Source organism: Erythrobacter sp. NFXS35 (assembly GCF_040148725.1).
Taxonomy (GTDB): Bacteria; Pseudomonadota; Alphaproteobacteria; order Sphingomonadales; family Sphingomonadaceae; genus Erythrobacter.
This window is the reverse complement of sequence record NZ_JAGDEB010000003.1, coordinates 245,848-258,432: the sequence shown is the minus strand read 5'-3', so window position 1 is coordinate 258,432 and position 12,585 is coordinate 245,848. Positions and strand designations below refer to the sequence as shown.

The following is a 12,585-nucleotide window of genomic DNA, read 5'->3' as shown; positions in this document are numbered from 1 at the left end:
CAAGACTCCGAAGGAATGAAAAATGGAAAAGTTCGAAATCCCGCAGGAAACCGTTCAGTATGAGCCGCCCGACAGCCATATGACCGACACTGATCTGACCGCGAAGGCAGACACTGCTGGGGTTCCGGAGGGCAGCGTGCACGCTGCGTCGGTCAGGCCGACCGGCCCGCAACTTGCATCAGCAAACATTGGTGCCGCCCCTGTTCTCGATGATGTGAGCGAGGTTGATCTAGCGAGCGACGCCGCATTGAGCCCTGAGCCTGCAGCCGAGATCAAACTCGACTTCGAAAAGGAGCGCGACGAAGAAGACGAGGAAAAAGCGGAGGAGGAAACCGAACAGGCGCCTGACGATCTCGCCATCGATCCGACAGCCGAGATGATGGAGGCTGTCGCGGCAGCTGATGGAGCGCGTGCGGCGCCCGAACTGGACGGCGAGGCATCGGCTCTTCTGGGTGACGGCTTCAACCCGATATTGTTCGTTCCGGCCGCTGCTCTCGTAGCGGGCGGTATTGCTCTTGCAGCGAGCGGCGATGACGATGACGATCTACCATTCGAACCCGAGCCCGAGCCTCAGGCACCGGTAATCACTTCGCCGGCGACTGCAGAATTCGCTGAGGACATCGAAGTGGGAACGGTCGTGTACACAGCGACCGCTACCGATGCTGACAGCGCTACGATCACCTTCAGCCTTGAAGGCGATGACGCCGATCTGTTCACGATCGACGCCGAGACTGGCGAAGTCGTGCTCAACGAACCCGCAGACTTCGAAACGCTGCAAGGGTACGACTTCACCGTCGTCGCCACGGACCCCGAAGGCAACCAGGACACTCAGGAAGTGACCCTTACAGTCACCGACGTGAATGAAGCTCCGGTCTTCACGATCGACCCTGAAGCCATCGTTCTGGAAGATGCAGCCGAGGGCGACCTAGTCATCGATCCGATAGTGATCGACCCTGAAGGCGGCGAAATCACGCTGACGCTCGAAGGCAACGATGCCGATGATTTCACGGTCAATGCGGATGGCGAGGTCGTGTTCGCGGATGGCGCAAATCTTGACCAGGGGGTCTATAACGTGACTCTGGTCGCTGCGGACCCCGAAGGCAACGAAACGCGCCAGTCGATCGTCGTCATCAACGAGATCAGCGCCGAGAATCAGGCTCCGGTCATCACGTCCGACGACAACGTGACCATGGCGGAAGGCATCGTGCTGGGATCGGCTGTCTATGTCGCGGCTGCACTGGACCCGGAAGCGGAGGGCTTGATCTACAGCCTTCAGGATACTGACGGCGGCCGGTTCACGATCGATCCGCTGACTGGCACGGTGCTTCTCGCACAGGAGCTGGACTTCGAATCTGCAGAAAGCCACACGTTCACGGTCGTAGCGACCGATCCTGCGGGTAATCAGGGAATGCAGACGGTTACGCTCAACGTCACCAATGATCCCGAAGTGGATCTGGACACCGTCGAGGATAGCGACCCGTCCACTCCCGTGGTCGATGTCGATGCTGCGGATGGGGATGTCCTGTTCGTGGACGATCCGACGGTCGAGAACGAGGTTCTGATCGCGAACTTCGAGGTCGGCGACCGCATCGAACTCACTCAGGATGCTGAGCTCGAGTTTTCGGTCGACGGCAACGACCTGATCATCGAATCGATGGTCAATGGTGCCGTTGCCAGCTCGATTACCCTCGATGAAGTCCTCGTCGGGGTCGCCAACCCAGAGGCCATCGTCGACGAGGCAACGGCAGAAGCGGCGTTGGGCTATGACTTCCTGAACGTGCCGGACGATGGCGACGAAGCGCCGCTGTTTGTGACCGATGAAGAGGTGACCGTTCCCGAAGACCTCGCCATCGGCGCACTGGTTTACACGGTAAGAGCGCTCGATCCCGAAGCCGAAGGCGTGCTGTACAGTCTGGAGGATACGAACAACGGACGCTTCACTATCGATCCGGTGACCGGACAGGTCTTCCTTGTTTCCGAACTGGATTTCGAGACGGATGCGAATCCCTCTTTCACCGTCCTCGCGACCGACCCGAACGGTAACCAGACATCGGAGACGGTCACCCTCAACGTCACCGATGCGCCGGACATGCAAGTCGATCTGGAGACCGCAACCGACCTGAATCCAGGTACGCCGGTGGTCGATCTGGATGCGACCGGAGGCGGGTTTCTGTTCCTTGAAGATCCTACGGCATCAAGCGAGGTTTCCATTGCAGGTTTCGGTACCGATGACCGGATCGAAGTTACCGGCGAGGCTGTCGTGGACTTCGCCGCAACTGGTGACGATCTCGTAATCCAGTCACTGGCCGATGGGGAACTCAGCAGCATTGTGCTTGAAGACGTGCTTTCGGGTGTCGCCAATCCGGCGGCGATTGTGGACGAAGCTACGGCCGAAGCCGCTCTTGGTTTCGACTTCTTCTCGCAAACCCAGATCGTCGACACCATGGGCGTTGCAGCCTGACATCGAACAATCTTGTCGGCCGCGAAACACGTGCCGGCGCGGTGGAGCCCCCAATTCTTCCGGATTGGGGGCTTTCTCCCGCTACTCTCCCGAACCATGCTCGGGCAAGGCGAAGACCAAAGCGCCCGGCGATGCGCCTGTAGGTGAATATGCTCAGCATTATATGGAAGATTATGCACCATGCGATCGGCTATGCCTGATCGCACCTTAAGCAGTGGAGCGAGTTGGTATCGGCATCTCGCCGCGGTGTCGCGGCGGCCGCGCTTCGTATTTGTCGCCGCGCTGTTCAGCTGCGTCTCGATGGCGATTGCGGGGCTGCAGGTGAACAGACTTTTGGCGACCGAGGTTGCTTCGGGTTCAATTCGGTCGACGACCACCTCGATGGCTGGGACTGCCAGCGGGGATGGAGGGTCGGCAGGGACCGGCGCTCCCGAAGCAGCGGACTGGGCAATACACGCTGCGACGCTATCCGGTCCTGCCGCGCCGCCTTTCGATGCGGTCTTCAGCGATGAAGTCTCGCACCGCCGCTCCATCGAGTGCCTGACCTCGGCCCTCTATTATGAGGCCGCTTTGGAAGGCGAAGCTGGCCAGCGCGCGGTGGCTCAGGTGGTCCTTAACCGGGTCAGGCATACAGCCTATCCCAACAGTATATGCGGCGTCGTTTACCAAGGCGCGAACCGCCGGACAGGCTGTCAATTTACGTTCACTTGCGATGGCTCGACGGCGCGGGGACCTTTGCCAGGCCTGTGGCAGAAGGCGAAGCGGATTGCCCGCGGAATGCTGGCTGGCGAAGTCTTCGCGCCGGTCGGATACTCGACCCATTACCACGCCGATTACGTCGCTCCGGGCTGGCGTTTGGAAATGCAAAGGACAGCCATGATCGGAAAGCACGTCTTTTATCGTTTTCGAGGAGCGCCCGGCATGCCGCGCGCTTTTGCTGCATCATACGCCGGAAAGGAATGGTCGCCCGGCCCGGAGCCAGCTGCCTTGGAGGGAGAAACGGTAATAATCACACCTGCTGCGTCGGGCGTTGCTTTGGCCGATCTGCCTGATGAAAGGAACGCCGAGCAACTCGATACCTTCGGGCTGCTAAAATATCGCGAAGTACAAACCGCGCACGGTAGTGGCTGGCATTCCGATCCCAAGCTCGAAGCCACGATATTGGCGGCCGGTGCTGCTGTCGGCCCGCTGAAGCGCTAATTCGGACCACGTTTCCGGAAACGCTCGCCAGCTTCCAGATTGGTGATCTCTGTCTTGATCGCCTCAACACGCTGGCGCCAGGGAGGGTGATCCGAACCGGAGAAAAGCCTGAAGCGCTTCGGTCCCAATCTCTTCCAAAACCGGATGGCGCCTTGTGGATCGAAGCCCGCCTGCCGCAGCAGGTGGATGCTGAGGCGATCGGCCTCCAGTTCGGATTCCCGCACGTTAGAACGCGATCGCCCCGCTTCGTCCAGCCGAGCTTTGTGCCCTAGCACACTGTGCGCGAGCTCGTGCGCGAGCACCGCTGCCAATTCAGAATCGTCGTCAGCGAACGCTGCGACCGAAGAGGTGACGACAACGTTGGATCCATCCGACCAGGCATTCGGAGTGGAGGACGGCTCAAGATAGAACCGCGTGGCGCAACCCGGTTCCGCATCGATGTAGAAGGAAAGGTTGCGGCCGTCGCGCTCCACCCGGACTTCGGCGCGACCATCGGCGAAGGCTTCATCCAGTTTTGCGTGAATCGTCGCAAGCACGGCGGCGGTTTTATCAGCTCCGAAATCCGCCGTTGAGAAGGCTCTACCATCAACCGCCAGCACAGCGTCGCCGGGCTTCAACCCAGCGGCTTCGGCCGGGCCTCCGCGTGCGGTGGCGAGCACGCGCGGTTCAAGCGCGAGGCCGAAGATTGCACTCGCCGTCTGACGGTATTTTTCGCTGTACTGGGACAAGTGGTGAAGGCTGAAGCCCGGGTGGTATGCCTTTTGGTCACAGATTTCCGCATTGCGAACGGCGAGGCGGTGACCGAGAGTTTCGACCTCCCGGTCCAAGACAGCAATTCCGCGGAGAGCAAGATCCGGGGCCTCAGCCGCGCCGGCCGAAGTGTTGGCCGAAGTGTTGGCCGAAGTTAAAACGAGGGTAACCAGCAGCAAGCTCAGCATCTTCGGAATTCCTCGGTTCAATCACTTCGCGGGCCTTGCAGCGCCAAGTGGCTTGGCAGCGAGAATTAACGATGAGCACGGAATCGATCAGCCGCTGCCTCGGCTTCGTCACTTTCCGTCCCGGCAAAGACTTCCGCACTATCATGAATCGGATTTAACGTTCATCTCATGCTGGCGTCAGAGTGAGTGTCTAGACAGGCTGTCGAACGAAACCTCTTCTTGTCAGGACAATCATGAAATTGCGCACTCTCTCCATCCGCCCCGCATTGGCAGCCTTGCTACTGAGTGGTTCGGCCATCGGCGGTATTGCCGGCGGCGTCGCTTTGGCCAGCGATGGAACCAGCCCGGTCTCAGGCCAACTTCAGGCTCCGGGCCCGGCAGCCGTGATCCAGGGCGGCGTTCATGCCTCGCTTGCCGACATGGTCGAAGCGGTGGGGCCGAGCGTGGTCCAGATCCAGGTCAAACCGGATGCGCAGATGCACCGGACCGGAAGCGCGCTCAGCCGCGAAGAAATGCTGCGCCGCTATTTCGGCCAGGGTTCGCCGGATCGTGACCGCGCCCCGCAACGCGGCTCGCTCGGCTCGGGCTTCATCATCGATCCATCGGGTCTGGTGGTGACGAACAATCACGTTGTCGGCGATGCGGCGAAGGTGACGGTGCAACTGAGCGACGGACGCGAACTTGAAGGCCGCGTGCTTGGCCGCGACGCCAAAACGGACGTCGCGGTTGTGCAGATCACCGAAGGCGGCAGCTATCAGGCCATCGATTGGGGTGATAGCGAACGCAGCCGCGTCGGCGACAGCGTATTTGCGGTTGGCAGCCCCTTCGGGCTCGGCAACACAGTCACCTCGGGCATTGTTTCGGCCTTGGGGCGCGAGATCGGCGGGCCTTATGACGACTATCTGCAGGTCGATGCCGCAATCAATTCGGGCAATTCGGGCGGTCCGCTGTTCGATGCGTATGGCCGGGTGATCGGCGTCAACACCGCGATATTCAGCCCATCGGGTGGTAATGTCGGGATCGGATTTGCCATTCCTTCCCATCTGGCGCGCGAAGTGGCGATGGAGATCGTCGCTAACGGCAGCGTGGCACGCGGCCAGATCGGCGTGTCGCTTCGCGATCTCGACGAGGATCTGGTCGAGGCGCTGGGCCTGCCCGACCAGAACGGCGTGCTGATCGCGCAAGTCGAGCCTTCCGGCACCGCCGCTCGCTCGGGCTTGCGTCCCGGCGACGTGGTGCTGCACTTTGGTGGGCAGGCGCTTGAGGACGGGCGCGATCTCGCCCGCGCGGTGGCGGATGCCAAGGCCGGTAGCACAGTGCCGGTGGAGATCGTCCGCGACGGTCGCCGACTGGCGCTGAACCTTGCCATCGGCAGCAACGCACCGGTCAGATCCTGATCGGAATGGAACTATCGGCCGGGAGAGGCGGTTCTGTCATCCAAAGCTTTTCCGGAGCCGGTATTCCCTTGAAACTGCTGCTGATCGAGGATGACGAAAAGACCGCCGAATACATCATGCGCGGGCTGCGCGAACTCGGCCATACCTGCAACCATCTCGGCAACGGGCTTGATGGCCTCTCCGCCGCTCTCACCGAAGCGCATGACGCGATCATCCTCGATCGCAACCTGCCCGGTTTGGACGGGCTTGCCGTGCTCACCGCATTGCGGGCGCAGAACAACCGTACTCCGGTCCTGCTGCTTTCGGCGCTCGGTCAGGTCGATGATCGCGTGGCAGGCCTGAAGGCCGGCGGCGACGACTATCTGGCGAAGCCGTTTTCCTTCCAGGAACTGATCGCGAGACTGGAGGCAATCACGCGGAGAACGGACAGTGACGGCGGCGACAAGGCGCGCTTGCAGGTCGGGACGCTGACGCTCGACCTGCTGTCGCGGACAGCGAACCGTTCGGGGCGAGCAATCGAGCTCGGCAACAAGGAGTTTCAGCTGCTCGATTATCTGATGCGCCATGCCGGTCAGGTGGTGACGCGCACCATGCTCACCGAAGCGATCTGGGACTACAACTTCAATCCCGGGACCAACGTCATCGACGTGCACATCAGCCGTCTGCGCGGCAAGATCGATGCCGACGGCGATCCCGCAATGATCACCACCATACGCGGCGCGGGATATCGCCTCGATGCCGCCTGAGCGTTCCGGCATCTTTCGCAGCGCAGCCCTACGCGGTGCAGTGTGGATCACACTCATCGCACTGGCCGCGACAAGCCTCGCGCTGACGGTGCAATACGTGCAGACCATGCGCCTGATCGAGGAGCGCAACCACGCGCTAGTCGATGACGAGGCTGCGAGCCTTGTTTCGCGCTACCGGTCAGCGGGCCTGCCGGGGGTTGCCCGCGCGATCCGGCAGGAAGAGGGCGTGACCCGCCTCAACGAATTCTTCTATTTGCTCGCGACGCCTGGCGGCAGGCCGATTGTCGGCAATCTTGTGGAATGGCCCGACGCAGTGGAACGGTCCGGCTATCATCGCTTCGCAACACAGGTCGCCAGCACCCGCGCGCCCCTGCGCGAGCGCAGCGTGGAGGCCCGCGCGGTCATCCTGCCGGACGGTTACCGCCTGCTGGTCGGCAACCTGTCGGACGAGCGCATGATGCTACGGGATCAGTATGTTTCGGCACTGGCCTTGTCGCTTCTCGCCACGGGCATCCTCGGACTGGCGCTCGGGCTCTGGTACAGCCAGCGCGGACTTGCCTTTGTGCAGGCGGCTTCGGATGCCGGCGACCGGTTTCTGCGCGGTAAGCTGGACGAACGTCTGCCCGTTTCCGCCCGGCGCGACGAATATGATCGGCTTGCGAAAACGATCAACACCACTTTCGAGGAAATCGAGAGGCTGGTCGGTTCGCTCAGGGCGGCGACGGAAGGTCTTGCCCATGACCTGCGGACGCCGATCACGCGCATCCGTGCACGGTTGGAACTCGCCGAGATGCAGCACGCCGATACCGAGCGATTGGCTGCGGTCATGGCGGAGAGCCGGGAGGACTTGGACGCCATCCTGCACCTTATCGAGGACATCGTCGAACTCGCCCGGGCAGAGGCCACGGCGGAGACTGGCTTTACGCCCTTACAGCTCGACCAGATCGTGGCCGAGGCTGCCGAACTCTATGAACCGCTTGCTGAAGAACGTGGCATCACGCTGCGGGTCGAAACGGCCCCTGCGCGCCTTTCAGGTTCGCGCTCCTTGCTTGCCCGAATGGTGACGAACCTACTCGACAACGCCATAAAATATTCACCTGACGGGGGATGCGTGGCGGTCTCGGTGACAGCGCAGGATTCGATCGTCCTGACGGTTGCCGATAGCGGGCCGGGTGTCCCCGAATCCCAGCGGGACAAGGTTTTGCAGCGTTTCGTCAGGCTCGATCCAAGCCGCTCACAGCCGGGCAGCGGAATCGGGTTGAGCATTGTGGCCGCGGCAGTGCGCGTTCATCGTGCGGAGCTGGCGCTAGATGACAACAAGCCTGGCCTGCGCGTCACGATCGACTTTCCGCAGGTGCAAATGCCGCCAGTTTGAAGCAGCCTCTGGCTCGCATCCTCTGATCACTCCGTGGAACCAGGAATCGGTGTTGAAGTATTCAGGTATTCACGCACGTAGAGCCGCTTCACAAGCACAAACAGCACCACCGTTAGCGGCGCTGCAAGGATAACCCCGGCCAGTCCGAACAAGAACCCGAACCCGAGCACCGCATAAATCAGGAGGGCGGGCGGGAGGTCCACTGCATGCTGCTGGATCAGCGGCGTCATCAGGTTTCCCTCAAATTGCTGAACCAAGAAGTAAAGGCCAATGACGAACATTGCTTCTGTCGGACCGATCAGAAGGGCCAGCAGGACAGCGGGAATTGCGGCGATGACCGGTCCGATGAAAGGAACGAATTCCAGCAAACCCGCCAGCAGAGCCAATGTCAGATAGGAGGGGACCCCGATCAGCCAAAGTCCCAATCCGCTGAATAATCCGACCAGCAGCATCGCAAGCAGGCGTCCTTTGAGCCAGAGGGCGAGAGCTCTCCCAATCTCCCGGAGGCTAAGATCCGCCGCATCGCGCGATGTGGGAGGCAGCAGCTTGATAAAGCCGCGACGGTAGACTTCTGGGCTGGAGGCCAGAAAGACCCCTCCCACAACGACGATTACCAAATTTATGAGCGCGTCTCCAAGCGACATCAGCGCGCCGGCGGCAACATCGTAGAACGTCGATTCCGATGCCAGTTCGCCCACTTGCTTGTTGGCAAGGTCGGAGAAGCCCGCCTCCGCAAGCAGCGACCGTGCCTGTTCCAGAGCGGCGGGCAAGGCGTCCGAAATCAGATCTGCCTGACCAACGATGTCAGCGCCGAACTTCGTCAGCGTCAAAATTGGAGTTGCGATCATCAGGATCACAACCAGCGGAAAGGCGAGACCAGGCGGCAGCTTGAGCCATTTGCAGAAGCCTTGCGTTACCACACGGATAACTACCGCAAGGAGCACAGATCCAAATGCAAGAAGGAGCACGTAACGAATGCGCCAGGCTAGCAAAAGCAGACCGACGATCAGGAGAGTAGCGAGGAGCCGCTTCAGGTATTCCGACGAATGTTCACTGCCATGCTCGCGCAAATCCCACCTACCCTCGTCTTCGTTCTGTCGCTTAGGTTCGACAGTGCGCCTCGGCGAGGAGACGAGGCATGGAGTATGCCTCAGGCGATCCATCTCGACCGGCCGTGCCGCGCCTGGCGCTCGAGCCCCAGCTTAAGTTCACGAGTCGGTGCGTCAAAAACATCGCGCTCTCGTTCAGCCGGTTTCCCGCACAATCTGTCGGCCAAATGCCACCTTCACAGCACCGACGCATAGGGCTGTTGCCGCATCCACACCCACTCCCAGCCACCTGCGTCGACACAACGTAATCTGAAACCTGCCAAGCGGAAGCCGGTCCCAAAGCCATACCCGCTGTGCATATTGTTGATAAGCCGTGGAGCACAGCAATTCTTCATGAGGCTGTAAACGAAGCGATCGAGCGGCCGTTTCGCACCGCCTAGATCTCTTCGGAAGCACATGATCGATCGAACAAACGGCTACCGATAGCATTCCAAGAATTTGGTTTTTAGCCACTGACGCGCCGAAGCTGGTTGGCGGATTCCTAAGTTATGCGGCGGCAGCAGGCACGGCCGGTCACACGCAATCTGCCACTGCCATGGTCATGAACACACCAATTCGATCTGCTTCACCACCGCGTCCAGATCAACAGGCTTGACCAACAGGGGGGTATCATCGAACGCAGTATGATTGACGACAACAGCGTCATAGCCGGTGATGAAAACGAACGGCACTCCGAGACGTTTTGCATGCAAGGCAAAATCGTATGAAAGTCCGTCGCTTCCCATGTTGATGTCGAGCAGGACGACATCGGGCGAGTGTCTTGCGAGAATGTCACGAGCAGCTGAAAGACTTGAAGTCGGCCCGATCACATCGAACCCGCGGTTCTCCAAATGCTCCTTCAGCTCGAGAGCAATGAAGAAATCGTCCTCCACCACAAGGGCCGATATCCTGCTTTCCAACGCGATTTGCCTCCACCATCAATGACGGTTTTCACCCGCCTCCTAGTGGGGTGAATAAATCGCAAGAAAGAAGCTGTCGGTTCGATAGCGAACCTAGACGACGAGACAGATGCAAGGATTGCGCTCGTCGGAGACATAATCGGGGTCGGGCGTCTCGAAGAGGCCGCCGACTGCTTGTCTTCAAAAAGTTCAGCGCCACATGCAGTGTATCGCTCGCCGATCTACCAGGGCGCGAGCGGCTGTTAGGCTTTCGCACTCTCGCCCCAACCAAGGGGCAGAAAAGTGTCTCACGATCCGCTGATCGAAAGCCCAAATCTGATAATCAAAGCCTTGTCTCATCCGGACCACGAACTGCTCGCGCCCCATCTTGAGCGGGTTCCGCTTGAACGTGACGACGTGCTGGCGCGCACGAACGAACACATCAGGCACATGTATTTCCTTGAGGGCGGTGTCGCCTCGATGACCGCGCTTTCGGCTGATGGTGAACGGACCGAGATTGGCGTGATCGGGTTCGAAAGTGTCTCCGGCCATGCGCAGGTGCTTGGATCAGACCGATCCCCGCACGAAACCTTCATGCAGATCGGTGACACGCATGCCCTGCGGATAGAGTCCGGCCGGTTTGCGGCTGCCGTCGAGCAGAGCCAGAGCTTGCGCCAGATTGTGCTGCGACTGATCCACACTTCGATGGTTCAGATGAGTCAAAGCGCTGTTGCCTATGCACGATTTCAAATCGAGGGCCGCTTGGCGCGTTGGCTTCTTCTCTGCCGGGATCGCACGGAAACTGACGATCTCAAGCTCACCCACGAGTTCATGGCGGCCATGATCGGAGCGCGGCGGAGCGGCGTAACGTTGGCGCTGCACGTCCTTGAAGGTGCAGGCCTGATCAGATCGGCACGCGGGACCGTGACCATAGTTGACCGTGAGAAGCTGCTTGATCTGGCGGGCGATAGCTACGGCCTGGCCGAAGCCGAATATAGCAGGCTTATCGCGCCCTTTGGCTTGCCTAGGTCTGCATAGCCGAAGGTCTGGAATGCCTTAGGATCGGACGGCAACTTTGGGGTCGATTACCGAACGGCAGCTTTTTTCCGTGCCTCTGGCAAAGCCGCCATTGGCGCCCGATGTGAAGGCGACCGCGCCCGACCCAAACTACGCCACTCAAGCAGATCGGCAACTTAATCCGCGTCCGGGCGATCGGGTGATAACCGCAATTACCGACACCAACGCGCAAAGCAGTCCGCTAAGTGCCGAATTCCTGGGTTATAAAAGCGTCGCTTGGCGCGTATAGTTGTCATAGTCCGCCAGCTCGTTGATGACGATGGGAACAGCTTGGTTATTAAAAAGGCAAACCGAAAATTGGAAGAAAATCAGAAGCTCTCGTCCGAAACTCTCATTGAGCTCACCAGCGATATTGTCTCGGCGCATGTCAGCAATAATGATGTCGCTGTCGGCGATCTGCCCGGCCTCATTACCAACGTCTATGCGGCGCTCGCCGATCTGGGCCACGCGCCGGTCCTCGAAGAAGCCAAGCCGGAACCCGCCGTTGCGATCCGCAATTCGGTGAAGCCCGAGTACATCGTGTGTCTCGAAGATGGCAAGAAGCTGAAGATGCTCAAGCGCTATCTTCGCACGAACTTCGATATGACCCCCGAAGAATACCGCGCGCGCTGGGGTCTGCCGGCTGATTACCCGATGGTCGCGCCTGCCTATGCGGAGAAGCGCCGCGAACTCGCCAAGAAGATCGGTCTTGGTCGCAAGCCCGGCACGCCTGCGCCAAAGCCACGCCGCACGAAGAAGGCCTGATCTAGCAAGGCCGAGAAAGGCAGGGGAAGCGGCGGGGCGACCGCCGTCAGATCCCGATCCCTCTTCCTCTGCCTCTGCCAAGGTCGATGCCATGGTTGAACGCAAGCTCGCGGCCGAGACTACGACCTGAGTCAAAACTGATGCCAAGCTCCAGCTTGCGATTGGCAAGGATCGACTCCAGCTGCGGGTCGCGTTCGAGGCTCTTGGCCATGTCGCCCATGGCGACGCGCGTTGTCTTGTAGCCGGACATATCACCCGCCTGATACTGGCGTTGGCTGGTGTGGTCGAGCTTCTGCCAGCGCTCGACGAAACGGTCGGCACGGCGCTGCGGATCGGTGCGCAGCTCGGTTTCGAGCTGAAGCGCTTGGACAGCGCGGCGTACCTGGCCGCTGCCTGCCTCGCGCGCGAGTTCCGGGTTCTTGACATAGGCTGCTTCCGCATCGCGCCAGCCATTGGGCCGAACCTCTTCGAACGCCTTGCGCGCATCCTGAAGTTCCCACATCTGATCGGCGCTTCTCGTGCCGCCAGCGTCGTGGGTGACAAAGATATCGTCGACCGCACGCGCATGGCGAATGAGCGCTCTGGTGCGGGCACGCGTTCATTACATCGAGGAAATGGCGGAGCGCGGCTATCGCAGCGGGACGGTGACAGTGAACTGAT

General features: G+C 60.4%; 11 protein-coding genes. 7 read left to right on the top strand and 4 right to left on the bottom strand.

Translation table 11 applies throughout. The features are described from left to right. The first annotated feature begins 22 nt into the window (after positions 1–22). Together J3454_RS12770 and J3454_RS12765 are read left to right on the top strand one after the other, a co-directional pair. Positions 23–2,461: a cadherin repeat domain-containing protein gene (locus J3454_RS12770; RefSeq protein ID WP_349514156.1), complete on the top strand. Its 2,439-nt coding sequence runs from the start codon at positions 23–25 to the stop codon at positions 2,459–2,461. Between the two features lie 192 nt (positions 2,462–2,653). Then, positions 2,654–3,661 carry a cell wall hydrolase gene (locus J3454_RS12765; protein WP_349514155.1) on the top strand — a complete coding sequence of 336 codons (1,008 nt, stop codon included), beginning with the start codon at positions 2,654–2,656 and terminating at the stop codon, positions 3,659–3,661. On the opposite strand, the gene J3454_RS12760 is transcribed toward J3454_RS12765, so the two are convergent. After that, positions 3,658–4,599, bottom strand: a complete 942-nt coding sequence (locus tag J3454_RS12760) for a M48 family metallopeptidase (protein ID WP_349514154.1) — start codon at positions 4,597–4,599, stop codon at positions 3,658–3,660. The two genes, J3454_RS12765 and J3454_RS12760, sit on opposite strands and share 4 nt — an antisense overlap. A 233-nt stretch (positions 4,600–4,832) precedes the next feature. On the opposite strand from J3454_RS12760, the gene J3454_RS12755 reads away from it, so the two are divergent. The 3 genes from J3454_RS12755 to J3454_RS12745 all read left to right on the top strand — a co-directional run bounded on the left by J3454_RS12755 (position 4,833) and on the right by J3454_RS12745 (position 8,117). Next, positions 4,833–5,996 carry a trypsin-like peptidase domain-containing protein gene (locus J3454_RS12755; protein WP_349514153.1) on the top strand — a complete coding sequence of 388 codons (1,164 nt, stop codon included), beginning with the start codon at positions 4,833–4,835 and terminating at the stop codon, positions 5,994–5,996. A gap of 62 nt (positions 5,997–6,058) precedes the next feature. Continuing rightward, positions 6,059–6,742 (top strand): winged helix-turn-helix domain-containing protein, encoded by a 684-nt coding sequence (locus tag J3454_RS12750; RefSeq protein WP_349514587.1) that lies wholly within the window; start codon positions 6,059–6,061, stop codon positions 6,740–6,742. Beyond that, on the top strand, positions 6,732–8,117 hold the full coding sequence (locus J3454_RS12745) for a sensor histidine kinase (RefSeq protein ID WP_349514152.1): 1,386 nt from the start codon (positions 6,732–6,734) through the stop codon (positions 8,115–8,117). Before J3454_RS12750 ends, J3454_RS12745 begins: the two co-directional genes overlap by 11 nt. Before the next feature lie 26 nt (positions 8,118–8,143). On the opposite strand, the gene J3454_RS12740 is transcribed toward J3454_RS12745, so the two are convergent. Further along, entirely contained in the window at positions 8,144–9,187 is a 1,044-nt protein-coding gene (locus tag J3454_RS12740; protein ID WP_349514151.1) for an AI-2E family transporter, read from the bottom strand. A 578-nt stretch (positions 9,188–9,765) separates the two neighbouring features. Continuing rightward, positions 9,766–10,125 carry a response regulator gene (locus J3454_RS12735; protein ID WP_349514150.1) on the bottom strand — a complete coding sequence of 120 codons (360 nt, stop codon included), beginning with the start codon at positions 10,123–10,125 and terminating at the stop codon, positions 9,766–9,768. Positions 10,126–10,407: 282 nt separating this feature from the next. Here J3454_RS12735 and J3454_RS12730 point away from each other — a divergent pair, with 282 nt between their 5' ends. Continuing rightward, on the top strand, positions 10,408–11,142 hold the full coding sequence (locus tag J3454_RS12730) for a Crp/Fnr family transcriptional regulator (protein WP_349514149.1): 735 nt from the start codon (positions 10,408–10,410) through the stop codon (positions 11,140–11,142). Positions 11,143–11,478: 336 nt separating this feature from the next. After that, positions 11,479–11,925, top strand: a complete 447-nt coding sequence (locus tag J3454_RS12725; protein ID WP_349514586.1) for a Ros/MucR family transcriptional regulator — start codon at positions 11,479–11,481, stop codon at positions 11,923–11,925. A gap of 46 nt (positions 11,926–11,971) precedes the next feature. Here the strand turns inward: J3454_RS12725 and J3454_RS12720 are convergent, their stop codons facing one another. Continuing rightward, on the bottom strand, positions 11,972–12,427 hold the full coding sequence (locus J3454_RS12720; RefSeq protein ID WP_349514148.1) for a hypothetical protein: 456 nt from the start codon (positions 12,425–12,427) through the stop codon (positions 11,972–11,974). Positions 12,428–12,585 lie beyond the last annotated feature (158 nt).